Annotated in this window: 29 protein-coding genes and 1 pseudogene; 10 read left to right on the forward strand and 20 right to left on the reverse strand. The window is 69.6% G+C overall.

The window, feature by feature from the left end; all coding sequences use genetic code 11:
* Positions 1–11: 11 nt before the first annotated feature.
* Positions 12–641 carry a GntR family transcriptional regulator gene (locus tag ACZ5SK_RS00675; RefSeq protein WP_334583851.1) on the reverse strand — a complete coding sequence of 210 codons (630 nt, stop codon included), beginning with the start codon at positions 639–641 and terminating at the stop codon, positions 12–14.
* Between the two features lie 411 nt (positions 642–1,052).
* On the opposite strand from ACZ5SK_RS00675, the gene ACZ5SK_RS00680 reads away from it, so the two are divergent.
* From ACZ5SK_RS00680 to ACZ5SK_RS00705, 6 genes are all read left to right on the forward strand, one after another.
* Complete coding sequence (locus ACZ5SK_RS00680) at positions 1,053–1,256, forward strand: response regulator transcription factor (RefSeq protein WP_334583852.1); 204 nt, start codon at positions 1,053–1,055, stop codon at positions 1,254–1,256.
* Between the two features lie 110 nt (positions 1,257–1,366).
* Positions 1,367–1,678: a hypothetical protein gene (locus ACZ5SK_RS00685; protein ID WP_334583664.1), complete on the forward strand. Its 312-nt coding sequence runs from the start codon at positions 1,367–1,369 to the stop codon at positions 1,676–1,678.
* Positions 1,679–1,784: 106 nt separating this feature from the next.
* Complete coding sequence (locus tag ACZ5SK_RS00690) at positions 1,785–2,501, forward strand: ABC transporter ATP-binding protein (RefSeq protein ID WP_334583665.1); 717 nt, start codon at positions 1,785–1,787, stop codon at positions 2,499–2,501.
* Positions 2,498–4,030, forward strand: a complete 1,533-nt coding sequence (locus ACZ5SK_RS00695; protein WP_334583666.1) for a hypothetical protein — start codon at positions 2,498–2,500, stop codon at positions 4,028–4,030. Before ACZ5SK_RS00690 ends, ACZ5SK_RS00695 begins: the two co-directional genes overlap by 4 nt.
* Positions 4,011–4,247 carry a hypothetical protein gene (locus tag ACZ5SK_RS00700; protein ID WP_468575020.1) on the forward strand — a complete coding sequence of 79 codons (237 nt, stop codon included), beginning with the start codon at positions 4,011–4,013 and terminating at the stop codon, positions 4,245–4,247. The genes ACZ5SK_RS00695 and ACZ5SK_RS00700 overlap by 20 nt, the downstream gene beginning before the upstream one ends.
* The gene (locus ACZ5SK_RS00705; protein WP_334583668.1) at positions 4,213–4,746 is read left to right on the forward strand and encodes a zinc metalloprotease; all 534 of its coding nucleotides are present in this window, start codon (positions 4,213–4,215) and stop codon (positions 4,744–4,746) included. The genes ACZ5SK_RS00700 and ACZ5SK_RS00705 overlap by 35 nt, the downstream gene beginning before the upstream one ends.
* A gap of 243 nt (positions 4,747–4,989) precedes the next feature.
* Here ACZ5SK_RS00705 and ACZ5SK_RS00710 read toward each other — a convergent pair whose 3' ends face one another.
* The 3 genes from ACZ5SK_RS00710 to ACZ5SK_RS00720 all read right to left on the reverse strand — a co-directional run bounded on the left by ACZ5SK_RS00710 (position 4,990) and on the right by ACZ5SK_RS00720 (position 10,006).
* Entirely contained in the window at positions 4,990–6,573 is a 1,584-nt protein-coding gene (locus ACZ5SK_RS00710) for a TROVE domain-containing protein (protein WP_468575021.1), read from the reverse strand.
* A 340-nt stretch (positions 6,574–6,913) separates the two neighbouring features.
* Complete coding sequence (locus ACZ5SK_RS00715) at positions 6,914–8,398, reverse strand: alkaline phosphatase PhoX (RefSeq protein WP_361700296.1); 1,485 nt, start codon at positions 8,396–8,398, stop codon at positions 6,914–6,916.
* A gap of 171 nt (positions 8,399–8,569) precedes the next feature.
* On the reverse strand, positions 8,570–10,006 hold the full coding sequence (locus tag ACZ5SK_RS00720; protein ID WP_468575023.1) for a hypothetical protein: 1,437 nt from the start codon (positions 10,004–10,006) through the stop codon (positions 8,570–8,572).
* 417 nt (positions 10,007–10,423) lie between these two features.
* Here ACZ5SK_RS00720 and ACZ5SK_RS00725 point away from each other — a divergent pair, with 417 nt between their 5' ends.
* Positions 10,424–12,250 (forward strand): endonuclease/exonuclease/phosphatase family protein, encoded by a 1,827-nt coding sequence (locus ACZ5SK_RS00725; RefSeq protein WP_361700290.1) that lies wholly within the window; start codon positions 10,424–10,426, stop codon positions 12,248–12,250.
* Positions 12,251–12,264: 14 nt separating this feature from the next.
* Here ACZ5SK_RS00725 and ACZ5SK_RS00730 read toward each other — a convergent pair whose 3' ends face one another.
* The 4 genes from ACZ5SK_RS00730 to ACZ5SK_RS00745 all read right to left on the reverse strand — a co-directional run bounded on the left by ACZ5SK_RS00730 (position 12,265) and on the right by ACZ5SK_RS00745 (position 14,665).
* Entirely contained in the window at positions 12,265–12,999 is a 735-nt protein-coding gene (locus ACZ5SK_RS00730; protein ID WP_361700287.1) for an SRPBCC family protein, read from the reverse strand.
* Between the two features lie 13 nt (positions 13,000–13,012).
* Positions 13,013–13,609, reverse strand: a complete 597-nt coding sequence (locus ACZ5SK_RS00735; protein WP_334583674.1) for an ArsR/SmtB family transcription factor — start codon at positions 13,607–13,609, stop codon at positions 13,013–13,015.
* Between the two features lie 202 nt (positions 13,610–13,811).
* On the reverse strand, positions 13,812–14,222 hold the full coding sequence (locus ACZ5SK_RS00740) for a DUF3618 domain-containing protein (protein WP_334583675.1): 411 nt from the start codon (positions 14,220–14,222) through the stop codon (positions 13,812–13,814).
* Positions 14,219–14,665, reverse strand: a complete 447-nt coding sequence (locus ACZ5SK_RS00745; RefSeq protein WP_443041393.1) for a phage holin family protein — start codon at positions 14,663–14,665, stop codon at positions 14,219–14,221. Before ACZ5SK_RS00745 ends, ACZ5SK_RS00740 begins: the two co-directional genes overlap by 4 nt.
* A gap of 426 nt (positions 14,666–15,091) precedes the next feature.
* Here ACZ5SK_RS00745 and dapA point away from each other — a divergent pair, with 426 nt between their 5' ends.
* Entirely contained in the window at positions 15,092–15,991 is a 900-nt protein-coding gene (gene dapA, locus ACZ5SK_RS00750) for a 4-hydroxy-tetrahydrodipicolinate synthase (protein WP_334583676.1), read from the forward strand.
* Positions 15,992–16,157: 166 nt separating this feature from the next.
* Here the strand turns inward: dapA and ACZ5SK_RS00755 are convergent.
* Positions 16,158–16,331 (reverse strand): annotated as a pseudogene (locus ACZ5SK_RS00755) (SigE family RNA polymerase sigma factor); the annotation flags it as partial.
* 141 nt (positions 16,332–16,472) lie between these two features.
* Here ACZ5SK_RS00755 and ACZ5SK_RS00760 point away from each other — a divergent pair.
* Complete coding sequence (locus ACZ5SK_RS00760) at positions 16,473–16,976, forward strand: HAD domain-containing protein (RefSeq protein ID WP_334583677.1); 504 nt, start codon at positions 16,473–16,475, stop codon at positions 16,974–16,976.
* A 78-nt stretch (positions 16,977–17,054) separates the two neighbouring features.
* On the opposite strand, the gene dapD is transcribed toward ACZ5SK_RS00760, so the two are convergent.
* The 3 genes from dapD to ACZ5SK_RS00775 form a co-directional block, all read right to left on the reverse strand.
* A complete protein-coding gene (dapD, locus tag ACZ5SK_RS00765) occupies positions 17,055–18,044 on the reverse strand; it encodes a 2,3,4,5-tetrahydropyridine-2,6-dicarboxylate N-succinyltransferase (RefSeq protein WP_334583678.1) in 990 nt (329 codons plus the stop codon).
* A gap of 145 nt (positions 18,045–18,189) precedes the next feature.
* Positions 18,190–18,735, reverse strand: a complete 546-nt coding sequence (locus ACZ5SK_RS00770; protein ID WP_334583679.1) for a TetR/AcrR family transcriptional regulator — start codon at positions 18,733–18,735, stop codon at positions 18,190–18,192.
* Positions 18,735–19,055: a DMT family transporter gene (locus tag ACZ5SK_RS00775; protein WP_334583680.1), complete on the reverse strand. Its 321-nt coding sequence runs from the start codon at positions 19,053–19,055 to the stop codon at positions 18,735–18,737. Before ACZ5SK_RS00775 ends, ACZ5SK_RS00770 begins: the two co-directional genes overlap by 1 nt.
* Before the next feature lie 187 nt (positions 19,056–19,242).
* Here ACZ5SK_RS00775 and ACZ5SK_RS00780 point away from each other — a divergent pair, with 187 nt between their 5' ends.
* On the forward strand, positions 19,243–20,085 hold the full coding sequence (locus tag ACZ5SK_RS00780) for an AbfB domain-containing protein (protein ID WP_457493593.1): 843 nt from the start codon (positions 19,243–19,245) through the stop codon (positions 20,083–20,085).
* Positions 20,086–20,172: 87 nt separating this feature from the next.
* Here ACZ5SK_RS00780 and ACZ5SK_RS00785 read toward each other — a convergent pair whose 3' ends face one another.
* From ACZ5SK_RS00785 to ACZ5SK_RS00820, 8 genes are all read right to left on the reverse strand, one after another.
* A complete protein-coding gene (locus ACZ5SK_RS00785; protein ID WP_037743875.1) occupies positions 20,173–20,505 on the reverse strand; it encodes a metal-sulfur cluster assembly factor in 333 nt (110 codons plus the stop codon).
* Positions 20,502–20,969 (reverse strand): Fe-S cluster assembly sulfur transfer protein SufU, encoded by a 468-nt coding sequence (gene sufU, locus ACZ5SK_RS00790; protein ID WP_079663084.1) that lies wholly within the window; start codon positions 20,967–20,969, stop codon positions 20,502–20,504. Before sufU ends, ACZ5SK_RS00785 begins: the two co-directional genes overlap by 4 nt.
* Before the next feature lie 18 nt (positions 20,970–20,987).
* Complete coding sequence (locus ACZ5SK_RS00795) at positions 20,988–22,244, reverse strand: cysteine desulfurase (RefSeq protein WP_079663083.1); 1,257 nt, start codon at positions 22,242–22,244, stop codon at positions 20,988–20,990.
* Positions 22,241–23,005: a Fe-S cluster assembly ATPase SufC gene (sufC, locus tag ACZ5SK_RS00800; protein WP_334583682.1), complete on the reverse strand. Its 765-nt coding sequence runs from the start codon at positions 23,003–23,005 to the stop codon at positions 22,241–22,243. Before sufC ends, ACZ5SK_RS00795 begins: the two co-directional genes overlap by 4 nt.
* A gap of 7 nt (positions 23,006–23,012) precedes the next feature.
* Positions 23,013–23,345, reverse strand: a complete 333-nt coding sequence (locus ACZ5SK_RS00805; RefSeq protein WP_334583683.1) for a non-heme iron oxygenase ferredoxin subunit — start codon at positions 23,343–23,345, stop codon at positions 23,013–23,015.
* Positions 23,345–24,526: a Fe-S cluster assembly protein SufD gene (gene sufD, locus ACZ5SK_RS00810; RefSeq protein ID WP_334583684.1), complete on the reverse strand. Its 1,182-nt coding sequence runs from the start codon at positions 24,524–24,526 to the stop codon at positions 23,345–23,347. The genes ACZ5SK_RS00805 and sufD overlap by 1 nt, the downstream gene beginning before the upstream one ends.
* A gap of 83 nt (positions 24,527–24,609) precedes the next feature.
* Positions 24,610–26,031, reverse strand: a complete 1,422-nt coding sequence (gene sufB / locus ACZ5SK_RS00815) for a Fe-S cluster assembly protein SufB (protein ID WP_079663079.1) — start codon at positions 26,029–26,031, stop codon at positions 24,610–24,612.
* The gene (locus tag ACZ5SK_RS00820) at positions 26,028–26,771 is read right to left on the reverse strand and encodes a helix-turn-helix transcriptional regulator (RefSeq protein WP_334583685.1); all 744 of its coding nucleotides are present in this window, start codon (positions 26,769–26,771) and stop codon (positions 26,028–26,030) included. Before ACZ5SK_RS00820 ends, sufB begins: the two co-directional genes overlap by 4 nt.
* Positions 26,772–26,928: the final 157 nt, after the last annotated feature.

Genomic DNA, 26,928 nt, shown 5'->3' on the forward strand with positions numbered 1-26,928 from the left:
GACTCCTTGGCTCAGTCGGTGTCGGCCAGGTCGGCCAGGGTCCGCCAGATCTCGGCCGTGACGCGGACCGCCTCGTCCACGTCGCCGGCCGCGCAGGCCTCGATCAGCTGTCCGTGCAGCCCTGCCGAACGGCAGGCGCCGCCCTCCCCGAAGCGCCGTCGCTCCAGTCGCCGGATGAGCGGGGTGTAGCGGGCGATCGTGGCGGCGGCCGCGCGGTTGGCGGCGGCGCGGACGAGGATGTCGTGCAGTTCGTCGTCGGCGCGCAGGGCGGCGTCCACGTTCCCGGTGCGCACGGCGGCGGCGAACCGCTCGTTGGCCGCGCGCATCCCCTCGACGTCCGCCGCGAACAGCCGGCGCACCGCGACCCGGGCGACCAGCTCGTGCATGGCGCCGACGACGGCCGCCGCGTCGCGTACGTCGGAGGCGACGACAGGGGTGACGCGCGTGTAGCTCTGCGGCTTGCTCTCCAGCAGCCCCTCGTCGACCAGCCGCGCGAACGCCTCCCGCACCGGGGCCCTGGACAGCCCCAGCCGCTCGGCGAGATCGGCGTCGCGCACCACCGCGCCGGGGGCGATGTCCCCGGCGACGATGGCGTCCCGGATCGCCGCGTAGGCGCGGTCCCTGAGCAGAGTGCGGGGCACGGCTTCCACGGACTGAAATGTTAGATATCAGTTCGGGCGCACACAAGGGAGCAGCACCCCGGAGCCCGTCGCCTACCGGCTCTCCGGCCGCAGACGCAACACTGCTCTCAGCCATTCCACTTCATCAGAAATACATACGATTGGCGCACGTACACGCGGTCCGTCCGTGATTCCGCCGATTGAACCTGTGGAGGCGCATTGGCGCGCGCCTATTGCCCCGCCGTTCCGGGCGTCCCTACAGTGACCGCTGCGACCGGTCGGCGGTTCTGACCAAACCGCCCGGTCCTGCAGTCGAACGAACGGGCGGGTAACCGTCGTACGGGGGAACGAAAATTGAGACTGCCATCGGACAGAATAAACGATCATGAAGAGACGCGTGCCTGCTGCGGAGGATTCAGCATTCCGCCATGGGTGTGGGACGCGGATCTGTCACTTCTGACGGAGCGTGAGCTCGCAGTGCTCGCCGCGCTGGGGTCCTGCCAGCCGAACACGGTAATCGCCGACCGTCTCTGCATCACGGAACGGACCGTGAAAAAGCACGTCACCAGCATCTTCGCCAAGTTGGAGATCACATCGCGGACGGAAGCAGCCGTCATCGCGATATTCAGGGGATAGCCGGGCAGTACCCTTTAGGACACTAGCCTCGATTGCCGGGCACATGACACATTCACAGGGTCAACACCAACAACAGGGGAGAATAAACTGTGTCTGCGTCAACTCTGGTAATGGAACCCATAGCCGCCGAAGAATCGGTTCAGGCAAAGGCCGTCAGCGCCTACACGAACGCGTCGATCGGCGCGTACGTGGCCGCGACCACCGCGCCCGCACGTGCCATCGCCTCGCTCAGGACGAAGGTCGACAAGGGTCTGGTGCGCTACGACGCCTGGTTCCTGATCTTCACCGCCGTCATCCTCGCCCTGGGCGCGACCATCTTCGCCGGGCTGGTCATCTGGTGTGTGGTGAAGCAGCACAAGAGGTTCACCGGCAGCTGGTCCTTCAAGAACTTCGGTCTGAAGGTCAGCGCCGAATGCGTGTAGCCGCTTGACCGCACGGTTCACCCGGCGCCCAGGAAGCTCGCCCGGCGGTAGCGGGCTTCCTGGGCACCGACCTGGTCGACGAAATCGGTAAAGGATCAACGCGATCATGTCCCTGCTGAATGTCAACGACGTCAGTTATTCCTACGACGGCATTGTCAACGTCCTCCTGGATGTGTCCTTCACGGTCGAGGAAGGCACGATCGTCGGTCTCGTCGGCCCCAACGGCTCCGGCAAGTCCACCCTGATCAGAAACATCTTCGACCTCGTACGGCTTCAGTCCGGGTCCATTCGGATCGGCGGCCATGAGCACGCCCGGCCCGAGGCGAAGCAGCGGGGCATGTATCTGTCCAGCAACGACTATCTGCCGGAATTCCTCACCGCCCGCGAGTACATCTCCATGATGGGCAGCCTGTTCGACCTCGAAGCGGACCACGACGAGGCCATCGGCCTGTTCCGGAGGTTCTCCATGGAGGGTCGCTACGACGATCTCATCGAGGACTATTCGCACGGCATGCGCAAGAAAACGCAACTGGTGTCCGCGCTCGTCATGCGCCGGCCGCTGACCGTCATCGACGAGACCCTCAACGGCATCGACCTCGAAGCGCTGCACCTGGCCGAGAAAGAGTTCCGACAGGTCCGTGACGCGGGCGGCTCCATCCTGCTGTGCACGCACGACTTCGCCGTGCTGGAACGCCTGGCCGACAGGACCCTCTTCCTCGACCTCGGCCACGTGGTGTACGACGAGCCGACGAAGGATCTGGTCGAGGAACACGGATCACTGGCCGCCATGGTGTTCGACTACCTCGAAACGTCCCAGCGATGACGGCGGTACGACTCAAGCAGTCCGCCGTCCTGGCCCGGATGCTCCTCGTCTTCTTCCGCCGCCGGGTCCTGCGGGCCGGCGTCCTGAAGTCCACCCCGGTCAGAGTGTTCGTCCTGGCGGCGGCCGTGCTGCTGCTGGGCGTCATGTGCACCGCCGCTTACTTCTTCCTGCGCCCCCTGGCCGACGAAGCACCCGTGTGGCGGCTGCTGTTCGACACCTCGACGGTGTCCCTCGTGCTGTGGGTGCAGATCGCGTTTCTGCTGGTGAAGGTGTTGTTCATCAATGCCGAAGGGATGCTCCAGCTCAGTTATCAGCTCCCGGTCACCAACCGGGAACGCGCGACGGCGTTCCTCATGTACGAAGCGGCGATGACCGCCGTCGTGGCCGCCGCCGGCCTGGTCTCCCTCTCCGTCAGCGCGCTGATCCTGCTCGGCCCGTCCGCGACCGGATACATCACGGCATCGGTCGTCCTGCCGGTCGCGCTGACCTACCTGGTGCTCTCCGTTCTCTACCAGTTGCTGACCCGGATGTGGATGCTGGTGGGGCTCAGCCGGATGGCGGGCCTCCTCAACGTGCTGGTCCTGTTCTCGGTACTCGCCTTCTACTCCGCGCAGATGACCTCGATGATCCAGGACGTCTCCGGCGCGTATCTGGACAAGCGGACCGAGTACACCTGGGTCACGTCGGTGTCCTGGGGGTGGAACGAGCTCGGGCCCTGGACGACCCTGGCCGCCGTGGCCGCGCTGTCGGCCCTGCTCGTGGTCCTGGCCTTCGCGCTCGCCCCCAACCAGCACGTACGCCAGTCCCGCTACCTGAAACTCCCCGGAAGCGTCCGGCTGCGAGGCGTTCTGGGGCCTTACGACTGGTGTCTGCTGCGCAGCGCGCAGACCGTCGCCGCCGCCGCGATGGCGGTCGCCGTGTTCGTCTACCTGCTGCTGGCCAAACCGTCGACGAACCCCATGTGGGGCCTTGCCGCCCTGTCCTTCGGCGGCCTGTACCAGTTCACCGCCACCCAGCCGTTGCGGATGCTGCCCGGCGCCCGCGCGTCGGCCTGGCAGGTCTACGCACGGCTCATCCGGGCGCAGACGGTCCTGCTCGCCGTGTTCGCCGTGCCGGCTCTGGCGATCACGTCGGCGGTCCATCCGGACCGGTTCCTCTCCAGTTCAGTGGCGCTGGCCTCCTGCCTGGGCGGCTCGGTCATGACCACATGCATCAGCGTCGTGTTCCCGGCGGAGAAGGACAACCCGTTCTCCGTGTTCCTGGGGCTGTCCGTGGTCACCGTCGTGCTGGGCCTTTCAGTGATCGGACTGGGCATGCTCAGCCTCCCGCCCTGGGCCGTGGTGGCCTGCCTTGCCGGGGGGGCCGTCGCGTTCGTCTGGTACGCGGTACAAGGAATTCACGCAAGCGAGTCGAGGAGAAGGAATGCTCAAGGCACGGTCGGTCGTGAAAGCCGCCATCGGGGCCGCGCTGCTCACTCTGGTCACGGTGGCGGCGACCCTGCTCGCCCTCATGTTCTCAACGGGCAGTGACGAGTTCGGCGAAAAGAAAGCGTTCTTCGGGTCGATGGTCTTCGAGACGGTGAAGAAGAACGACGGGGCGACGGGCATCACCACCGGCATCGACAATCCGCTCCCCATCATCGTCCTGTTCCTTCTCCTCACCGTCATCCTGACGATGGCCCAGATCATCTACCGGGGGTTGAAGCAGCGCCGTGAACAACTCCTCAACGAGATGCCCGGCAACTGACCTGAAACTGCGCACCGTCGGCTGGACGGTCGCCGCCCAGGTATGGCCCCTGCTGGTGTTCGCCGGCGTCCTTCTGGCCGCGGCTCTGGCCTGGATGGCGCGCTCCGGCGACCCCGTTCCGGCCGAAATGGCGTGGCTGCTGCTGGCCAAACCAGCCGCGCTGGGCCTCGTGGCACCCTTCGCCCTGCACGAGTCGGCCCACGCCCTCGTCCTCAAACGGATCCGCACCGTTACGCACATCGCGATCGAGCGGACGGCGTGGCGCACGTCGGTGATCCCGGAAGGGACCATGACAGCACGGCAGACAACCGTCGTGGCCCTGGCCGGACCGGCTGCCTGCGTCGCGGTGGGCGCCTTTCTGTGGCTGTCCGGCCTCGACCGTCCGTTGGCCTGGTGGTACCTGGCGCACATCGGGTTCCTGCTGCCGTTCTTCGGCGACGGCCGGGCCCTCCTCCACGCTCTGCACGCGCCCCGGAGGCCGCCCGCGGACGCGAGTTGAGACCTCCGCCCCATGACGGCCGGCGGGCCGGCCGGCGAAACCCCGGTGCCGGACGCGGTGCCGGACGCGGGGGCCGGAAGTGGGGGCCGGAAGTGGGGCCCGGCCACTCGGCCGCCCCCCGCTTCCGCACCCCGTGCCCCGCCGTCGCCCTGCCCCCCCCTCGGGAGGACGGCCGACCACCGGTTCAGGGCCGGCGCCCTGCCCACCGCCAGGCCGCGCGGCTCGGTCGGCTCCCGCCGGCGCTCAGGCCGCCCACGGCCACTTCGTGTCCCGGGCGGCCTCCAGCAGGGGCACCATCCGGAACCCCGCGTCCGAGAGCCCGCCGAAGGTGTGCCGGTTCGCCGTCCCCGACGGACCGTGGCCCACGCGGTACCCGGCCAGGTTCCAGGTGTAGACCGGCACGTGCGCCGGGATCTGCTGGGTCGGGTCACCGTGGTGGCTGAAGGCGTACTGCTCGTCGGTGACGATCAGCACCCGGTCCTGCCCGCGATAGTGCGCGCGGACCGCGCTGGTGGTGTCGGTGCCGCCCAGGTCGCCGAAGCGGCCGAGGATCTTGAGCACCGACTCGCCCTTGCCGAACGTCAGGCGCCGGCTCGTGGTCCCGAACTCGACGAGGTCCGCCTGCGCCGCCCGCAGCGCGAGCGCCGTGCCGAAGACCGCCGCCGCGTCGGCCCGGTTGAGTTCGGAACGGTCGGACAGCCGGGAGTAGAACATCGAGCCCGAACGGTCGACCAGCACCAGCGTGCGGCCCGGCAGCGCGGGCACGTTGGCCAGCGAGTGGCCGAGCGCCTGCTCCAGCGGATACGACCAGCGCAGCGACGGCGCGTGCTGGCACGCGGCGAGATACCGGAAGGGGAACTGCCGCGAGCGCGCGACCTCGGCCGGGTCGCTGATCCGCGCGGCGACCTGGGCCGCCACCTCGTCCGAGACGCCGGCCTCGTCGAAGTTGCGCAGGTTGCGCACCAGCGCCATGGCGCTCATGGACGGGATCACGGCCTCCCAGGCCGCCTTGTCCATCGGCCCCTGCAGCCAGCCCGCCAGCGCCTCCCACGTCATCCCGGCCGCCGCGAGCCGCTCGGCGCCGCCCTCCGACGTCACCACCGCACGCCGGTCCTCGACGGGCAGCGCGATCAGCTCGCGGTGCGCGGCCAGGACCCGGTTGGAGGCGGGCGGCACGGCGTCGTCCGGGTGGTGCCGGCGGTCCAGGGCGTACTGGAACAGCTCGCCCTGCCACGGCTTGGCCGGGTCCGGGGACGCGTGCACCAGGTTGAGGATGTCGCCGAACCGGTAGCCCTTGGAGGCGGTGTCGTACTTCAGCAGCGACTTGCCGCTGTAGAGCCGCCGTACGGCGTCGGCGATGCCGCGCTTGACGGGCTTGGGTACGTTGCGGCCGTGGACGGCCGTCCAGTACGCGAGCAGCTCACCGGGCTCGTCGGGCCGCTGGAGCACGCAGGCCACGACCTGCCGGTTGGACGGGCCGTCCGTGGCGCCCGCGTCCAGGCGTGCCTTCACGTACTCGGCGGCGCCCACGAGGGAGGCCGTACGGAGGTTGCCCTCGCCGCGCAGCCAGCCGAGCAGACCGGCCGTCCAGGACGGGTCGCTGACGGCGAGCTCGCGCACGAGGTTCGTGAAGCGGTCGTCGCGGACGGCGCCGGTCTCGTAGAAGGTCTGCTGCGACACGAAGTGGGAGACCGCCAGCAGGAAGAGCTCGGAGCGCGCGTCGCGCTCACGGCCGCGGCCGCCCTCGAAGGTACGCAGCACCCGGCCCGTCGACGTGACGCGCGAGGTGGGCTGTGTCTTGGCGGCACGGGTGTTGAATCGAGCCATGGTGAATTCCCCCCGAATTCAATGGAGTTCCGGAGGAAGGCACGGCAAAAGGTGGACGCCCGAGATCAGGAGTCGGCGACGGACTTAGCCAGATGCTCTACCCAATTGAGCTACACCGACCCGAAGTCGATGACGGGACTCGAACCCGCAACCGTCCGATCCAATGAAGTAACCGTTGCCTGCGCACCGGGCATCCACCCCATGCTGCGCCTCCCGAGATCAAGACGGCGGCGGCGTGGATTTCTGTTGCAAAGAAGTAGCCGCTGCCTTCGCACCGGGAGGTGCGCTTTCGTGATCTCACTGTAGGAGGCACAGCTCGGGAGGAGCGAGCGAATTACCTTCAGCCGCGCTTCTGCCGCTTCCAGGGTCCGGTGATGGCCAGCATGATGCCCGGGGTCTGGATGTTGGCGTACAGGGTGTGGCCGTCGGGGGAGAAGGTGACGCCGGTGAACTCGCTGTACTCCGGCTTCTCCGCGGTGCCGATGTTGAGCTCGTTGCGGGCGATGGGGTAGGTGCGGCCGCTGTCGGTGGCGCCGAACAGGTGCTGGACGCCCTCACCGTCCTCGGCGATGACGAGCCCGCCGTACGGGGAGACGGTGATGTTGTCGGGGCCGTCGAAGGCGCCGTCGACGGACGGGTCGGGGTTCACGCCGAGCAGGACCTTCAGGGTCAGCGTGCGACGCTTGGGGTCGTAGAACCAGACGGCGCCATCGTGCTGCACCGGGCTCTCGTCACGGGCGTACGAGGAGACGATGTAGGTGCCGCCGTCGCCCCACCACATGCCCTCCAGCTTGCGGGCGCGGGTGACCTGGCCGTCGGTGAACTGCTTGCGGACGGATGTCGTCTTCGCGTCGCGGTCGGGGACGACGACCCAGTCGACGCCGTACACCGTGCCGATCTTCGTGGCGCGCGAGAGGTCGTCGATGAACTTGCCGCCGGAGTCGAAGCACTTGAAGGCCTCGAGGACGCCGGCGTCGTCGGCGAGGGTGCGCAGCTTGCCGCGGCCGTGGTGGAAGCCCGCCGGCGGGGTCCAGCGGTAGAGCAGGCCGTTGGGGCCGGAGGCGTCCTCGGTGAGGTAGGCGTGGCCGCGCTTGGGGTCGATGACGACGGCCTCGTGAGCGTACCGGCCGAGCGCCTTGATCGGCTTCGGGCCCCGGTTGGCGCGGCGGTCCTCGGGGTCGACCTCGAAGACGTAGCCGTGGTCCTTGGTCATGCCGTTCTGGCCGGCCTTGTCCTCGGTCTCCTCGCAGGTCAGCCAGGTGTCCCAAGGGGTGCTGCCGCCCGCGCAGTTGGTGGACGTGCCGGCGATGCCGACCCACTCGGCGACATGGCCGCCGGGGCGCACCTCGACGACCGTGCAGCCGCCGGAGGCCGCCGGGTCGTAGACGAGGCCCTCGGTGAGCGGGACCGGGTACTTCCAGTTCGCCCGCGGGCCCTTGAGCTCGTGGTTGTTGACGAGGAGGGTCGCGCCGCGCGGGCCGCAGAAGGCGGCCGTGCCGTCGTGGTTGGACGGGGTGCTCTCGCCCGACTCCAGCGTGGTCCTGCCGCTGTAGGTGATGACGCGGTACTTGAACCCGGCGGGCAGCGCGAGGAGGCCGTCGGGGTCGGGGAGCAGCGGCCCGTAGCCGACCCCGCGGTGTCCGGCCGCCGACTCCTGCGCCGCGCCCGCCGTGTCTGCCGTGTCTGCCGTGTCTGCCGCGGAGTCGACGTCGGAGGACGCGAGGGCGTTCGGCGCGGTGGCGAGGGCGCTGACGCTGCCCGCCAGCGCGACCCCGGCACCGGTGACCGCGGATTTTCTGGCGAAGTCCCTGCGGGTGAGCGACATGGTGTCTCCTGAGACTCGAAAAGTGCCGTGGAGGGTGGCGGACCTGGGTTCGGCGCCACCGTCCCGCCCATGTCTGAACGGGAGTTGAACGGAGAGCGGCGTCGAAGGACCCGGTTCCATGAACCCGTACGGATCACCCCACGGGAGCCCCAAGGAAGCCCCCGGGAAGAGTCAGCCGCCCTGCTGGGAGCGTGCCTTGAACGCCGCCTTGCGGGCTTCTTTCGCGATGCGCTTGTCCGGGTGCAGGCGTCCCATCGCCTCCAGGACCTCCGGGGTCGCCGGGTGGTCGACGCGCCAGGCCGCGGCGAAGAAGCCGCTGTGCTGCTGGGCCAGCCCCTCGACGAGGGCCTGGAGTTCGTCGGAGTTGCCCTCGGCGGCGAGCTGCGCGGCGAGGGTGTCGATGGTGAGCCAGAAGACCAGGTCCTCGGACGGCGCGGGGACGTCCGGCGCGCCGATTTCGCTCAGCCAGACGCGGGCGAGGCCGCCGAGTTCGGCGTCGTCGAGGACCTCGCGCACGGCGGGCTCTGCTGGCGCGCCGACGAGGGAGAGGGCCTGCTGGCAGCGCAGCCGACGCAGCGGGGCGCCGGGGTCCGCGCCGCGGGCCGCGGCCAGCAACTCCCGTGCGGCGGCGAGGGGTTCGCGGCGGGCGAGCCACTGTTCGGTCTCGGCGAGGGCGGCGCGCGAGCTGTAGCCGGCGCTGCCGTCGAGAAGGGCGTCGGCGCCCTTGTCGGCGAGGTCGCCGACGGCGGGGGCCGCGAAGCCGGCCTCCAGCAGCCGGGCGCGCAGCCCGTACAGGCCGAGCGGGGTAAGGCGGACCATGCCGTAGCGGGTGACGTCGGTCTCGTCGACCGGGGCGGCGGGCTCGTCGGCCTCCGCGTCCGTGTCCCCCATCAGGGCGTCGTCGACGGGCTGGTAGGCGACCAAACCGATCGGCTCCAGCAGCCGGAACTGGTCGTCGAGCCGCATCATCGCGTCGGAGACCTGCTCCAGGACGTCGTTGGTGGGCTCGTTCATGTCGCCGGGGATGATCATCGAGGCGGCGAGCGCGGGGAGCGGGACGGGGGCGTCGCCGGGGCCGTCCTCGCCGGCGGTCAGCAGGTAGAGGTTGCCGAGCACACCGTCGAGGAACTCGGCCTCGGCCTCGGGGTCCCAGTCCAGCTTGGAGAAGTCGACGGCGCCGCCCTCGTCCATGACGTCGATCAGTGCGTCGAGGTCGGGTACGGCGGCGTCGGCGATCACGGACTCCAGGGCGCCGAGCCAGACGGCGAGGATGTCGTGCGGGGAGCCGCCGGTGAGCAGGGCCAGGTCCTCGCCGGCCGTGACGGTGTCGGCCTGCTCGTCGACGACCTCCAAGAGCCCGGTGTCCATGGCGACCCGCCAGGCCTCGCTCGCCTCGGCGGCGGCGTCGTCCCCGGTCAGTCCGAGCGCCTCCGCGGCGGCCGGCAGCTGCTCCTCGACGAGCTGGCCGCCCGCGTCGACGCGGGTGTCGGGACCGGCCCACCGGGCGAGCAGGGCGGCCCGGGAGAGCAACGGCGTGGACAGGGCGTCGCGCGCCAGCTCCGCTTCGGTGTGCAGCCGCACCGGCGGCAGGGGGGAGCTGTCTGACATCGGCTGGTTCTCCTCGGGCGCGTCGTGCCACCGGCCCGCTGGGGGCACTGGGCCACTCAGCCTAGACGGATATGGACCCATGCCGCCCGGTTCATCTCCCCGTCGGCCTGCGTACATGGCTGAAACCTTGACAACTGGCGTGACCAGGCAGGAGATTGACGCGCGTAGAAATCCACTGGACACCTGTGCACTGGACTTCTACGCGCGTCATGTTCCGCCCCACCGGTCGTGGCCCCTCGTGTCCGCGCTCCACGCTCGCTTTCACGCTTGTTTCCCCCCTCGTTCGACCCCCGGTTCCACCGGGTTCCACCCTGCTCCACCTCGCTCGACTCGCTCCACCTCGCTCGACCTCGTTCCGCCCGTTCCATCTCGTTCCACCTCGTTCCGGCGCTCACGTACGTCCCCGGAGGGATTCCGTTGCCGAGCAAGAAGTCCGCGCGTCTCGCCGCGCTCACCGTCGCCGCCGTCTGTTCCGCGGCCTCCACCGTCGCCCTCACCCTGCCCGCGCACGCGGACACGGTGGCCATTCACGACATCCAGGGCACGACCCGGATATCGCCGTACGCCGGCAAGGCGGTCACGGGTGTGGCCGGAATCGTCACCGGCGTACGCACCTACGGCTCGTCCAGAGGTTTCTGGATCCAGGATCCGAACCCGGACGCCGACCCGGCCACCAGTGAGGGCGTCTTCGTCTTCACCGGCTCCACCCCGAAGGTCGCCGTCGGCGACTCCGTCACGGTCACCGGCACGGTCTCGGAGTTCGTCCCGGGCGGCGCCTCGACCGGCAACCAGTCGATCACCGAGATCACCAAGGCGACGGTGACGGTCCTGTCCAGCGGCAACGCCGTTCCGGCCGCGACCGTCGTGAACGCGAAGTCGGTCCCGGCCGCGTACGCCCCGGCCGGCGACGCCGCGGCGAGCAACTCGATCAACGGCCTGGCCCTGCGGCCCGCCACGTACGCCCTGGACTACTACGAGTCCCTGGAGGGCATGAACGTCCAGGTCGCCGACGCGCGCGTGGTCACCGCCACCGACCCGTACTCCGAGCTGTGGGTCACGGTGAAGCCGCACGAGCACCGCACCCACCGCGGTGGCACGCTGTACGGCTCCTACGACGCGCAGAACACCGGCCGCCTGCAGATCCAGTCGCTGGGTGCGACGGCCGACTTCCCGAAGGCGAACGTCGGCGACACGCTGACCGGCACCACGGCCGGCCCGCTGGACTTCAACCAGTTCGGCGGCTACACCCTGGTGGCGAACTCGCTGGGCACGCTGAAGAGCGGCGGCCTGCAGCGCGAGACGACGCAGAAGCAGTCACGCGGCGAGCTGGCGGTCGCGACGTACAACGTCGAGAACCTCGACCCGTCCGACAAGACCTTCGACGCACACGCCGCCGCGATCGTGAACAACCTGCAGTCGCCCGACATCGTGTCCCTGGAGGAGATCCAGGACAACAACGGTGCGACGGACGACGGCACGGTCGCCGCCGACGTGACGGTGAACAAGCTGATCGACGCGATCGTCGCGGCGGGCGGCCCGAAGTACGACTGGCGCTCGATCAGCCCGGTCAACGACCAGGACGGCGGCGAGCCCGGCGGCAACATCCGCCAGGTGCTCCTGTTCAACCCGGAGCGCGTGTCGTTCGTCGACCGCGCGGGCGGCGACTCCACCACCCCGGTGGGCGTCACCAAGGTGCACGGCAGGGCGCAGCTGACGGCCTCCCCCGGCCGTATCGACCCGGCGAACGAGGCCTGGAAGTCCAGCCGCAAGCCGCTGGCCGGCGAGTTCGTCTTCCGTGGCCGCACGGTCTTCGTGATCGCCAACCACCTGAACTCCAAGGGCGGCGACCAGGGGCTGACCTCGCAGTACCAGCCCCCGGTGCGCAGCTCGGAGACCCAGCGCCACGCCCAGGCGACGCTGGTCAACGCGTTCGTCAAGAGCATCCTGGACGTCCAGAAGAACGCGGACGTCATCGCGCTCGGCGACATGAACGACTTCGAGTTCTCCGACACGGCCAAGATCCTGGAGAGTGACGGCGAGCTCTGGTCGGCGATCAAGTCGCTGCCGAAGAGCGAGCGTTACACCTACGACTACCAGGGCAACCAGCAGGTCCTGGACCAGATCCTGATCAGCCCGTCGATCCGGCGGTCCTGCAAGTTCGAGTACGACAGCGTGCACGTCAACTCGGAGTTCAACGACCAGATCAGCGACCACGACCCGCAGGTGCTGCGCTTCCGCCCGTAACGGCCCGGCCCTGCTCAGGACTGGCTGAACACGCCGTTCAGCCAGTCCTGCCAGGCGGCTTCGCACTCCTTGATGTCGGCGCCCGGGGTGAAGTCGTGCAGGGAGATGCCGACCGGGTGGCCCCAGTGGTTGCGCCCGAAGATGCGGGTCAGGCCCCGGTCCGTGCGCAGCCCGATGAAGTACGGGTCGCGGAAGTCGACCACGGCGTCGAACTCGTCGGGCCCCCGGACCGTCACCCGGGTGCCCGCCACGACGTCCTCCCCGACGCCGAGCGCCCGTCCGACCGCGGCGAGGGCGTCAGGGGCCTTGGAGGCCTCGGGCCCGTCGAAGGTGGCGAAGGCGGCGGGCCGGGGCGCGAAGTGCGCCAGGTACTCCCGCAGGGTGTGCAGATAGAAGTCGGTGTGCTTGGCGGCGCCGTCGTACTGGTTGTCCCAGTCGTCGACGAAGATGCCGCTGTGCACGTACCGCACCCAGGCGCGCCGGCCCTCGTCCCGCGGCTCGATGGTGTAGTCGAGCTGGTTGAGCGTCTGCTCGGCGATGCCGTCGACGTCCTCGACGCGGTTGGTGTAGCGGTGCGGCGGGTCCCAGGCGGTGACCTTGGACCCGAAGGGCCCCGTGCCGCCTACCCGCGGCTCGGGCGGCTCCATCGGCCACAGATACCCTCCGGTCCCCGTGGTGATCGCCGCCCACACCTCCTCGGGCGTGGCGTCGACCTCGAACTCGCGGGCGATCTCGAATTCCTTGGACATGGTGGGCTCCTGCCTAGTCCTGCTCGGTTGCCTTGAGGGTGGGATGGACGGCCACGACGATCCGGTGGTCGCGCCCGTCCTCGGTGCCGGGTGCGTCGTACTTGCGGATCAGCGCGGTGACGCCCGCCGTCAGCTCCTGGACGAACGCGGCCCGTTCCGCCGCCGAGGCGAAGCGCACCTCGCCGTCCAGCGCGTAGGTGGCGAGCCGCTTGCGGGCCTTCGCCGCACCGGTGATCAGCGAGCCGACGTCCCGCACCAGCCGGGCGCCGAGCGCGAGCAGCCAGCGCGCGGACAGCTGGTCCCGGAAGCGGTCGGGATCCGGCTGCACGGCGGCGAGCGCGAGCGGCGAGATCACATACGACGCGGCGGTGGCCTGCATGAGCCGCTCGGTGACGTTGCCCTTGCGGCGCTCCCCGGCCAGCTCGACCAGGCCGTGCCGCTCCAGCGCCTTGAGGTGGTAGTTCACCTTCTGCCGGGGCAGTCCGACCTTGCCGGCCAGCATCGCGGCCGACGCGGGTCCGGCCGCGAGCTCGGCGAGCAGCCTGGCCCGTATGGGGTCCAGGGAGACGGCTGCGGCCTCGGGGTCCTCGATCACGGTGACGTCCAGCATGCGTCCACCGTCTCACCGAACACTTTTTTTGTCCAGGCGAATCGAATGTTCGGTGAGGGGCGGACCAGCTGCCGGCCGCCGCCTGCCGACTGCCGACTGCCGCCTGCCGCAAAGGGTTCGGCCCGGCACCCCCTGCGAGGTGCCGGGCCGAACCCGTTCTTCATGCGCTGTGCGCTGTGTGCCGTGTGACTGGGGCCGGTGGTCAGCGCCTGGCCCGGCGCCTCCCGAGCCACCCCGCCGCCACGAGGGCCACTCCCGCCGCACCCACGATCACGATCGGCCGCGGGTGCCGCATCGCGAACCGCACGGGCCCCCGGACCGGGGCGGGAGCCCGGTCCTCCACCGCGTGACCGGCGTGCGTCGCCCTGTGCTGGACGGCGTGGACGGTGTCGGTCGCGCGGCTTGCGCGCTCCTGTACCTGGTGCCCCGCCTGGGAGGCCGTGCTGCGCAGTTGCACGGTCATCGCTCCGGCGCGGTCCATCAGGTCGGCGGCGCGCGCCCGGGTGCGCCCGCGTATGTCCGCCTTGGACGCCAACTCCTCGACCGTGGCCCCCAGTTGGTGCCTGGTCTGCTCGATCTGCCGTCGCAGGTCCGCAGCTGTCCTGTCCGTCATCGGTGCGCCCTTTCCCTGATCTCCTCGACGTCGGCCCGGACGCTGCCGAGGGTCTCCTCGGGAGTGGGCGGCGCGGCCCGGCGCATTTGGGTGCGGCCGGCTGCGCCCAGCAGGGCGGCGATAGCGAACAGCACGGCCGTCACGATGAGCGCCGCCGCCCAGACGGGCAGCGTCAGCGAGAGGGCGGCGACGGCCGTGCCGGCGAGGGCGAGCAGGCCGGCGTAGGCGAACGCGCCCGCGGCGCCGAGCAGGCCGCCGCCACGCTTGGCGCGCCGCCCCTTCTCGGCGAACTCCTCCTTGGCGAGGGCCAGTTCCTGCCGTACCAGCCGGGAGAGCTGCTCGGTGGCCCGGCCGACGAGTTCGCCGACGCTGTGATGCCCGTCGTAGCGGACGTCGACGCGGACGTCGTCGCGGACGGGCCGGATGTCCGTGGTCCCGGTCACGGGGTTCCGCCTCCTCTCGGTTCCGGTCCTATGGATCTCCGGTCCCGTGGGTTGTGTTCCTGACGGTTCTGTTCCTGACGGATCTGGTCCCGTCGGGTCTGTTCCTGTCGGTCCCGGAAACATCCGGGTACCCCGGCCGGACGCCGTTACCCGTGCGGGGCGCCTCCGGGACCGTGCTCGCCGAGCCCGGCCGGCCGGCTCGGCCATCAGTCGCGGCAGTCCGGCAACGGGGCCGTCTCCGCGGCGAGTTCGGGCACGGTCCGGAGACGCCGAGCTCGTCGGGGCCGAGGGGCGGCAGGGATCGCCGTGCGGCCGCGACGCGACGCCACGCGACCACAACCCGACCACAACTTCGTAGAGACTCTTACCGATACCTCGTACGAAATTTAAGTGGTGCTTCGTCGTGGCCCGGTCGACACTACCCCCATGGCGACCACCTCCTCCGTTCCCCCTCCCTTCGGCCGCGCACTCTGCGCGATGATCACGCCCTTCACCGGCTCCGGCGCGCTCGATCTCGACGGCGCGCAGGGGCTCGCCGACGGGCTGGTGTCGGCCGGCTGCGACGGCCTGGTGCTCTCCGGGACGACGGGCGAGTCGCCGACCACCTCCGACGCCGAGAAGGCGGACCTGGTGGCGGCGGTGCGGGAGGCGGTGGGCGAGCGGGCGTCGATCGTGGCGGGGGTGGGGACCTTCGACACCCGCCACACCGTCCACCTCGCGACGGCCGCCGAGAAGGCCGGCGCGGACGGAGTCCTTGTCGTCAGCCCGTACTACAGCAGACCCCCGCAGGACGCCCTGGAGGCGCACTTCCGGGAGGTCGCGGACGCGTCCGGGCTGCCGGTCATGCTGTACGACATCCCCGGCCGCACCGGCACCCGGATCGAACCCGACACCCTGCTCCGGCTCGCCGAGCACCCCCGGATCGTCGCGGTCAAGGACTGCTCCTACGACTTCCTCGGCGCGCAAAAGGTGCTCTCCCGGACCGAGTTGGCGTACTACGCGGGCTGCGACGAGCACAATCTCGCGCTTTATGCGGTCGGCGCGGCGGGCTATGTCAGCACGGTCGCCAACGTGGTTCCCGCCCAACTCCGCGCAGTTCTCGACGCGTTCGACTCCGGTGATACCGCCGAGGCGGCCCTGCTCCAGCAACGCGCCACGGAACTGGTGGAGTTGATGATGGCATCCGGTCTGCCCGGCACGGTCACCGCCAAGGGGCTGCTCGCTGAACTCGGGTTGCCGGCCGGTCCCGTGCGGGCGCCGCTCAGGCCCGCCGACCGGGAGACGGTCGACGGGCTGCGCGCGGCCTACGAACGGCTGGTGGGCTGAACCGCCCGGTGGATGCCCGGCGAGGGCCAGTCAGCGGTCCGCAACCTTGGTGGAGCGATAGCCGCTGAGCGGCACGACCTTCTCACTGTCCGGTGTCACCAGCACCAGCCGCTGGCGGGACTCATTGCCGTCCGGGCTGTCATCCCAGGCGACGAGCGAGGAGTGAGGCCTCGGGCTCGTCGATGCGGTGCCAGCGGCCCGCGGCCTTGACCAGGGCGTTCTGGAGCAGGTCCTCACCGGCGTGCCGGTCTCCGCCGCTGAGCAGGACGGCCGTCCTCAGCAGGGCCGACGACCTGCTGTCCACGAACTGTCGGAAGCTCTCCAGCGCTTCGGCATCCATCGTCACCTTCTCTTCCCCCGGGAGCGGACCCGTCTGCCCGGTCCCTGTGCCCCTTGTGACGCACGTGGCCCGCCCCCGCTATGCCCACGGTCCGCGGGAAATTCCGTCGGACGCGCGGCGGTGCTGTCGTACGGTGAGCGCATGAGTCGGCCGGTGCTCTACCTCGATGTCGACGGTCCCCTGAATCCGTACGCCGCCAAGCCGTCGAAGCGGCCGGTGGGCTATACGACGATCAGGGCGTCCGTGGGCCGGGCGCGGCCGCTGCGGGTCTGGCTGCACCCCGGGCACGGCGCCGCCCTGCTGCGCCTCCCCTACGACCTGTGCTGGGCCACGACCTGGATGGCCGAGGCCAACCGCTGGATCGCCCCCGTGATCGGGCTGCCCGAGCTTCCGTACGTCGACTTCGGCGCGGTGCTGTTCGCCCATCGGCCCGACGGCGTCCACTGGAAGACGGAGGCGATCGTCGCCCACGCGGCGGGCCGCCCCTTCGCCTGGGTGGACGACGAGCAGTCCCCCGCCGACGCGGCCTACGTCACCGCCCACCACCTCGCCCCGGCCCTGCTGCACCACGTGAACCCCCGCGTCGGCCTGCGCGAGGAGGACTTCACGGCACTGGCGGAGTTCGCGGCAGGACTGCCCACATGACACAGCGCCCTCCCGCGGTGGGCGGGGGGACGCTGCGTGTGTCGGACGCGACCGGCTGCGGCGGTCAGTTGTGGCTGATCAGTTGTGGCTGTGCAGGATTTCGTTCAGGCCGCCCCAGACCGCGTTGTTCGGGCGGGCCTCGACCGCGCCGGTGACCGAGTTGCGGCGGAAGAGGATGTTGGAGGCGCCGGAGAGCTCACGGGCCTTGACGATCTGGCCGTCGGGCATCGTGACCCGGGTGCCCGCGGTGACGTACAGGCCGGCCTCGACGACGCACTCGTCGCCCAGCGCGATGCCGACGCCCGCCTCGGCGCCGATGAGGCAGCGCTCGCCGATGGCGATGATCACGTTGCCGCCGCCGGACAGCGTGCCCATGGTGGACGCGCCGCCGCCGATGTCCGAGCCGTCGCCGACGATGACGCCCGCGGAGATGCGGCCCTCGACCATCGAGGTGCCGAGCGTGCCCGCGTTGAAGTTGACGAAGCCCTCGTGCATGACCGTGGTGCCCTCGGCGAGGTGCGCGCCGAGACGGACCCGGTCGGCGTCGGCGATGCGGACGCCCTTCGGGGCGACGTAGTCCGTCATGCGCGGGAACTTGTCGATGGAGGTGACCTGGAGGTGCAGGCCCTCGGCGCGGGCGTTCAGACGGACCTGCTCGACGGCGTCGACGGCGACCGGGCCGAGCGAGGTCCAGGCGACGTTGGCGAGGAGACCGAAGATGCCGTCCAGGCTCTGCCCGTGCGGCCTGACCAGGCGGTGCGAGAGCAGGTGCAGACGCAGATAGACGTCGTGCGTGTCGATCGGCTTCTCGTCGAGGGAGGAGATGACCGTGCGGACCGCGACGACCTCGACGCCCCGACGGGCGTCCGGACCGATCGCCTTCGCCGCGCCCTCGCCGAGCAGTTCCACGGCCTTCTCGGCGGACAGGCGCTCGGTGCCGGACGGGCCGGGCTCCGCGAAGAGCGCGGGCGCGGGGAACCAGGTGTCCAGGACGGTGCCGTCGGCGGCGAGGGTGGCGAGGCCGGCGGCCGCGGCGCCGGTGGTGCGGGGAGCAGTCGTGTCGGTCATACGGGCAACCTAACCGGCGGGGGGCCGTGGAGGCCAACCCGCACAGCGGTGTCTCAGGTGGCGGGCTGTGGACCCCGCCGACCTGGTGCGTTCACGCCGGGAAACCAGGGAACCGACGGTCGGCGGGCCGGTCGGCGGGCCCCTGTCAGCGGGCCGGGGTCATGAGCCGCGCGAGCGCCTCGCGTGCGTACTCCTCGTCGTAGGGCGCGTCCGTCAGCAGCACCTGCAGACAGATCCCGTCCATCAGCGCGACCAGCGCGCGTGCGGTGAGGGGGTCGGTGCGGGGGGCGAGGAGGGCGGCGAGGTCGTCGGCCCACTCGGCGGCGACAGGACGCAGCGCCGGGCGGCGCAGGGCGGCCAGGTAGAGCTCGTACTCCAGCTCGACGCCGGTGCGGTCGCCCGCCAGCCATTCGCCGAGCAGCTTGGCCAGTTCGGCGGGCAGGTCGACGCGCGCGTCGGTCAGTCCGCCGCGCGAGGCGACGGCCTTGGTGAATCCCTCGCCCGCCTGCCGCAGGGCCGCCGTCATCAACTCGTCGAGGGTGGCGAAGTGGTAGGTGGTGGAGCCGAGCGGCACGTCCGCCTCGGCGGCGACCGAGCGGTGACTCAGCCCGGCGAGGCCCTTCTCGCCGACGACCCGGATCGCCGCGTCGATGATCCGCTGGCGCCGTTCGGGGTCGTAGCGGCGGGGCATCAGTGCGCACCCCCGAGGTTCAGCACGACGACTCCCCCGACGATCAGCAGGATGCCGACGGCCTTGGTGGGCGTCAGGGCCTCCCCGAACAGGGCCAGCCCCAGGACGGCGATGGCCGCGGTGCCGACCCCGGCCCAGATCGCGTACGCCGTGCCGATCCCCACGGTCTTCAGCGTCTGGGCGAGGAGAAGGAAGGAGACGACGTAGCCGACGGCCGTGATCAGCGAGGGCCAGAGCCTGCTGAATCCCTCGCTGTACTTCATGGCGGTCGTCGCCGCCACCTCGGCGGCGATGGCGCCGGCCAACGTCACATATCCCATGCGTACGATCGTACACAACGATGCGTACACCCGTACACATGATGCTCCGTGATTCGAAAGCGTTATAGAAAGCGCTCGACCAAACGGCTGAAGGCGAGCCACAGGTTCCACTACTGTTTCACCGTTCACACACCGGGCCATCGCAGCCGCGGCCGCCGTCAGGGAAGTGCCGCTGGAGGAACAGCGCATGCCAGAAAACAAGTCCCGGCCGTCCCAGGACCAACCCTGGGAGAACGGCTGGGCCCCGGACACCTCCCGGGCACCCGGAACACGACGCCTGTGGCTGGCCGGCGGTCTCGCCGTGGCCACCATCGTGGCGTGCGTGACCGCAATCGCCTTGAACGACAGGCCTGCTGACGAGAAGAACACGGAAGCGCGCGAGGGACAGACACTGTCGGACGGCGAGACGGCGGGCGGCCTAATCTCCTTCGCCACGCCCTCCGCGAGCGGGTCGACGACACCGGCGGGGAGCAAGCCGGGCACGTCCGCGTCCGCATCGCCGACGCCCTCGCCCTCGTCCTCCCCCCGGCCGCAGGGCAGTTCGTCTCCGCACGCCTCGGCCAAGCCTCCGGCGTCGCCGACGCGGAAGCCGTCCAGCCCGGCAACGTCCGGCTACGAGCGGTCGGTACAGGCGGTCAACTACCCCGACCGCTACTGGCATGTGAGCGACGGTCTGGTCCGACTCGACGCGCCGGGCGGCTCGGAGTTCCGCGAGGACTCCACGTTCACCGTGGTCAAGGGGCTGTACAACAGCTCCTGCTACACGTTCAAGACGCACGACGGCAGGTACCTGCGTCACCGCGACTTCATCCTGCGCGCCGAACGCAACGACGGCTCCGCGCTGTTCAAGCAGGACGCCACCTTCTGCCCGGGATACTCCGGGTATTCGGGCGGGGTGCTGCTCCAGTCGGTGAACTACCCCAACTACGCGCTGCGCCACAAGAACTTCCAGCTGCGCCTGGACCCGTACGGCTACAACACCGCCAACCGGCAGGACTTCATGTTCCGCCTCGTCGACGGCCTCGGCTGAGCGCAGTCGGCGCCGCATACAGGTGTGGCCCCCGGCAGCTGCCGGGGGCCACACCTGTCAGGCCGTCAGACGTTCGTCGGACGTTCGTCAGACGTTGAAGCCGAGCGCGCGCAGCTGCTCGCGCCCGTCGTCCGTGATCTTGTCCGGGCCCCACGGCGGCATCCAGACCCAGTTGATGCGCAGCTCGTTGACCAGGCCGTCGGTGGCGGACTTCGCCTGGTCCTCGATGACGTCCGTCAACGGGCAGGCCGCGGAGGTCAGGGTCATGTCGATCGTCGCGATGTTCGCGTCGTCGATGTGAATGCCGTAGATCAGCCCGAGGTTGACGACGTCGATGCCCAGTTCGGGGTCGACGACGTCGTACAGCGCCTCGCGGAGTTCCTCCTCCGAGGCCGGCTTCATCTCAACGGTCTCGCTCATGCCGTCTTCCTTTCGGCGTCGGCTCCGCCCAGGGCCTGGGCCGTCGCGTCCTTCCACGCCATCCAGCTGAGGAGGGCGCACTTGACCCGGGCCGGGTACTTGGAGACGCCGGCGAACGCGACCGCGTCCTCCAGCACCTCCTCCATCACGTCGTCGGGCTCGATCCGGCCCTTGGACTGCATCAGCTCCAGGAAGGTCTCCTGGATCCGCTGCGCCTCGGCCAGATCCTTGCCGACCAGCAGGTCGTTCAGAACGGACGCGCTGGCCTGGCTGATGGAACAGCCCTGGCCCTCGTAGCTGACGTCCTCGATCTTCGTGCCGTCGTACTTCACGCGCAGGGTGATCTCGTCGCCGCAGGTCGGGTTCACATGGTGCACCTCGGCGTCGCCATCGCGCAGACCACGCCCGTGCGGGTGCTTGTAGTGGTCCAGGATGACTTCCTGGTACATCGAGTCCAGCTTCATGCGTCGCTCGCCAACCCCTCAGCCGAAGAAGTTCCGTACGTGCTCCAGTCCGTCGACCAGAGCATCGATCTCGGCCGGCGTGGAGTACAGATAGAACGACGCTCGCGTGGTCGCGGGAATTCCGTACCGCAGGCAGACGGGGCGGGCGCAGTGGTGACCCACCCGGACCGCGATGCCCTGCTCGTCCAGCACCTGGCCCACGTCGTGCGGGTGGATGTCGCCGAGCGTGAAGGAGATCGCCGCGCCCCGGTCCTCGGCCGTCGACGGGCCGATGATCCGCAGGTCGGGGACCTCGCCGAGCCGCTTCACCGCATACTCGGTGAGCGCGTGCTCATGGGCGAGGATCTTGTCCATGCCGATCGCGGACAGGTAGTCGATGGCCGCGCCCAGCCCGACCGCCTGCGCGACCGGCGGGGTGCCCGCCTCGAACTTGTGCGGGGCCGGCGCGTAGGTCGAGGAGTGCATCGACACCGTCTCGATCATCTCGCCGCCGCCGAGGAACGGGGGAAGGTCCTCCAGCAGCTCCTGGCGACCCCACAGGACGCCGATGCCGGTCGGGGCGCACATCTTGTGGCCGGTGAAGGCCACGAAGTCGGCCTGCAGCGCCTGCACGTCCAGCGGCATGTGCGGCGCGGCCTGCGAGGCGTCGATGCAGACGAGCGCACCGACCTCCTGCGCCCGGCGCACTATCGCCTCGACCGGGTTCACCGTGCCCAGGATGTTCGACACCAGCACAAAGGAGACGATCTTCGTCTTCTCGGTGATGATCTCGTCGATGTTGGACAGGTCGAGGCGGCCGTCGTCGGTGAGGCCGAACCACTTCAGCTTCGCGCCCGTGCGCTGCGACAGCAGCTGCCACGGCACGATGTTGGAGTGGTGCTCCATCTCCGTGATGACGATCTCGGTCTCGTGGTCCACGCGGTAGGGCTCGTCGGCCCAGCCCAGCATGTTCGCCACGAGGTTGAGCGACTCGGAGGCGTTCTTGGTGAAGATCACCTCGTCGCGGCTCGGCGCGTTGATGAACGACGCGACCTTGTCACGCGCGCCCTCGTACAGCGCCGTGGCCTCCTCGGCGAGCACATGCACACCGCGGTGGACGTTGGCGTTGTAGCGCTCGTAGTACTCGTTCAGGGCGTCCAGCACCTGGCGCGGCTTCTGCGACGTCGCCGCGTTGTCCAGGTACACGAGCTTCTTACCGTCGTGGATCTGGCGGTCCAGGATGGGGAAGTCCTTGCGGAGCGCCTCGGTGTCGAGGAGACCCGGCAGCTGCGTCACGCTGATACGCCACCCTTCGTGTATGCCTCGTAGCCCTCTTCCTCCAGCTTGTCGGCGAGTTCGGCGCCGCCGGACTCGACGATCCGGCCCGCGGAGAAGACGTGGACGAAGTCGGGCTTGATGTAGCGCAGGATGCGCGTGTAGTGCGTGATCAGCAGGGTGCCGACCTCGCCGGTCTCGCGGACGCGGTTGACGCCCTCGGAGACGACCCGCAGGGCGTCGACGTCCAGACCGGAGTCCGTCTCGTCGAGGATCGCGACCTTCGGCTTGAGCAGCTCCAGCTGAAGGATCTCGTGGCGCTTCTTCTCACCGCCGGAGAAGCCCTCGTTGACGTTGCGCTCGGCGAAGGACGGGTCCATGGAGAGGCGCTCCATGGTCTCCTTGACCTCCTTCACCCAGGTACGCAGCTTGGGGGCCTCGCCGCGGATGGCCGTGGCGGACGTACGGAGGAAGTTCGACACGGAGACGCCGGGAACCTCGACCGGGTACTGCATCGCGAGGAACAGGCCCGCGCGGGCGCGCTCGTCGACGGACATCTCCAGGACGTCCTCGCCGTCGAGGGTGACGGTGCCGCCGGTGATCGTGTACTTCGGGTGACCCGCGAGCGAGTAGGCGAGGGTCGACTTGCCGGAGCCGTTGGGGCCCATGATGGCGTGCGTCTCGCCCTGCTTCACGGTGAGGTCGACGCCCTTGAGGATCTCCTTCGTGGCGTTGTCGGCCTCGACGGTGACGTGCAGGTCTCGGATTTCAAGCGTTGCCATGGGTGCCTCAGGACTCCTGGGTGAGGGAGACGAGCACGTCGTCCCCTTCGATCTTTACGGGGTATACGGGGACAGGGCGCGTCGCGGGAAGGCCGGATGGCTTGCCGGTGCGCAGGTCGAAACTGGAGCCGTGCAGCCAGCACTCGATCTGGCAGTCCTCCACCTCGCCCTCCGAGAGCGAGACGTTCGCGTGGGAGCAGACGTCGTGGATGGCGAACACCTCCCCCTCGGTGCGGACGACCGAGACCGGCGTGCCGTCGAGTTCCACCCGCTTCGGGGTGTCCTCCTCCAGCTCGCTCAGTCCGCAGGCCCGAATGAATCGGGCAGGGTCGGGGGCCATCAGACGGTGGCCTCCAGCTCGGTCTCGATCCTGGCGAGCAGGCGCTCCTCGATGTCGTCGACACCGATCTGCTGGACCAGCTCGGCGAAGAAACCGCGGACCACCAGGCGACGGGCCTCGTCGGCCGGGATACCGCGGGCCATCAGGTAGAAGAGCTGCTCGTCGTCGAACCGGCCGGTGGCGGAGGCGTGCCCGGCGCCGACGATCTCGCCGGTCTCGATCTCCAGGTTCGGCACGGAGTCGACCCGGGCGCCGTCGGTCAGCACCAGGTTGCGGTTCATCTCGTAGGTGTCCGTGCCCTCGGCCTTGGCCTCGATGAGCACGTCGCCGATCCACACCGCGTGGGCGGCCTCGCCCTGGAGGGCGCCCTTGTAGACGACGTTGGACTTGCAGTGCGGGACGTTGTGGTCGACCAGCAGACGGTGCTCCTGGTGCTGACCGGCGTCCGTGAAGTACAGACCGAGCAGCTCGGCCTCGCCGCCGGTGCCGGCGTACGCGACGCGCGGGTGCAGGCGGACCAGGTCGCCGCCGAAGGTCACGACGACCGACTTGAAGCTCGCGTCCCGTCCGATGAGCGCGTTGTGCTGGGCCACGTGCACGGCCTTGTCGTCCCAGTCCTGGACCGAGACGACGGTCAGCTTCGCGCCGTCGCCGAGGATGTAGTCGACGTTGGCGGCGATCACGGCGTCACCGGTGTGGTCGAGGACGACGACGGCCTCGGCGAAGGCGCCCAGCTCGATGACCTGGTGGCCGTAGGCCACCCCGCCCTCGCCATGCACCGCGATGCGGATCGGCTCGGTGAGCACCGTCTCCTTGGGGACGGTGACCACGCCGGCCTTCTCGAACGCGGAGTACGCCTGGGCGGCGACCCGGTCCACGGGGGTGCCGGCCTTGCCGAGCCGCTGGTCGTCGCGGTCCACGAGTTCGACGGTGACGCCCTCGGGGGCCTCGACGGCGACCTTGACGGCCTCGCCGGTCGCGACGGCGGTGCCGTCGTGCAGCCCGCGCAGCCGCTCGAGCGGCGTGAACCGCCACTCCTCCTCACGGCCGTGCGGGACCGGGAAGTCCGCGACGTCGAAGGACGGCGGCGCGCTCATGCGCGTGGCGACGGTCGACTCGGCGGCCACCGCGATCTGGCCGGCGGTCGTGGAGCCCACCGGGATGTTCTGAGCCTCAGCCATGGCTGTCGGTCTGCTCTCTTCCTACGTCAGTTTCGATCCCCGGCCCGCCTCGGAGGCGGGCCGAATACTGCTCGGGCGGCGGGTCAGCCGACCGCGCCTTCCATCTGCAGCTCGATCAGCCGGTTGAGTTCGAGGGCGTACTCCATGGGCAGCTCCTTCGCGATGGGCTCGACGAAGCCGCGCACGATCATCGCCATCGCCTCGAACTCGCTGAGGCCTCGGCTCATCAGGTAGAAGAGCTGGTCCTCGGAGACCTTGGAGACGGTCGCCTCGTGGCCCATGGACACGTCGTCCTCGCGGACGTCCACGTAGGGGTACGTGTCGGAGCGGGAGATGGTGTCGACGAGCAGCGCGTCGCACAGCACGTTCGACTTGGAGCCGTGGGCGCCCTCGCCGATCTCGACGAGACCGCGGTAGGACGTACGACCGCCACCACGCGCCACGGACTTCGACACGATGTTGGAGGAGGTGTTCGGCGCCATGTGGACCATCTTGGAGCCGGCGTCCTGGTGCTGCCCCTCGCCCGCGAAGGCGATGGACAGTGTCTCGCCCTTGGCGTGCTCGCCCATCAGGTAGACGGCCGGGTACTTCATCGTCACCTTGGAGCCGATGTTGCCGTCGATCCACTCCATGGTCGCGCCCTCGTACGCCACGGCACGCTTGGTGACCAGGTTGTAGACGTTGTTCGACCAGTTCTGGATGGTCGTGTAACGGCAGCGGGCGTTCTTCTTGACGATGATCTCGACGACCGCGGAGTGCAGCGAGTCCGACTTGTAGATCGGGGCCGTACAACCCTCGACGTAGTGCACGTAGGCGCCCTCGTCGACGATGATCAGGGTCCGCTCGAACTGGCCCATGTTCTCCGTGTTGATGCGGAAGTAGGCCTGGAGCGGGATCTCCACGTGCACGCCCGGCGGCACGTAGATGAAGGAGCCGCCCGACCACACCGCGGTGTTCAGCGACGCGAACTTGTTGTCGCCGGCCGGGATGACGGTCGCGAAGTACTCCTTGAAGAGCTCCGGGTGCTCCTTCAGGGCGGTGTCGGTGTCCATGAAGATGACACCCTGCGCCTCGAGCTCTTCGTTGATCTGGTGGTAGACGACCTCGGACTCGTACTGGGCCGCGACACCGGCGACGAGGCGCTGCTTCTCCGCCTCCGGGATGCCGAGCTTGTCGTACGTGTTCTTGATGTCCTCGGGCAGGTCCTCCCAGGACTCCGCCTGCTTCTCCGTGGAGCGCACGAAGTACTTGATGTTGTCGAAGTCGATGCCCGAGAGGTCCGAGCCCCAGTTGGGCATGGGCTTCTTCTCGAAGAGCTTCAGGCCCTTGAGGCGCAGCTTCGTCATCCACTCCGGCTCGGACTTCTTGTCGGAGATGTCCTTGACGACGTCCTCGTTGATGCCGCGCTTGGCAGAGGCGCCGGCCGTGTCGGAGTCGGCCCAGCCGTATTCGTACTTGCCCAGGCCCTCGAGTTCGGGGTGAGCAGTCTCCGTGGGGAGAGTCATGCGGGGTTCCTCCCGGCCGTGCTTGCAGATGCGTTGTGGGTGGCTGTGGAAACTTTGGGGATGAACGTCGTGCACACGCCGTCGCCGTGGGCGATGGTCGCCAGTCGCTGGACGTGCGTGCCGAGCAGCTGGGAGAAGATCTCGGTCTCCGCCTCGCAGAGCTGCGGGAACTTTTCCGCGACGTGGGCGACGGGGCAGTGGTGCTGGCACAGCTGCTCGCCGACCGGTGCGCTACGCGCCGTAGCAGCGTACCCGTCCGCACTCAGGGCCTTGGCCAGGGCTTCGGTCCGCTCCTCGGGGGCGGCGGCCTCGATGGCCTTGCGGTACGCGGCGGCCTGCTCGGCGATCCTGGCGCGGGCGAAGGCGACGACCGCCTCGTCCCCGCCGAATCGCTCCTGGATCCAGCGCAGGGCGTCCGCGGCGAGCTTGTCGTAGGACTGGTCGAAGGCGTCCCGGCCGCAGTCGGTGAGGACGAAGACCTTGGCGGGGCGTCCGCGGGTCCGCGCTCCGTACACCCGCTGCTCGCGGGCCTCAACGACGTCGTCGGCGACCAGCGCGTCGAGGTGGCGGCGCACGGCGGCGGGGGTGAGCCCCAGCCGTCCGGCCAGCTCGGTCACGGTCGACGGCCCGTGGTCCAGGATGGATCGCGCGACCCGGTTGCGTGTGGAACGCTCCCCGGTCGCGAGCTCCTCCTGGGGGGTCCCCGTGGGGGTCTCCCGAGCCTCGCCGACGTTTTTCACAACGCCATTGTTGCGTAATTCCTCAGAGGCAGGCAAGCCGTGCCCGGACGGCCGGGCGGTGCCCTGCGTCACTTAGGCATACCTAATCTGACCTGGGGAAACGATCTTTGATCGATCACGGCGAGGCGGCCGGCCGATTAAACCACTGGCTCCCCAG

Source organism: Streptomyces sp. NPDC031474 (assembly GCF_055581185.1).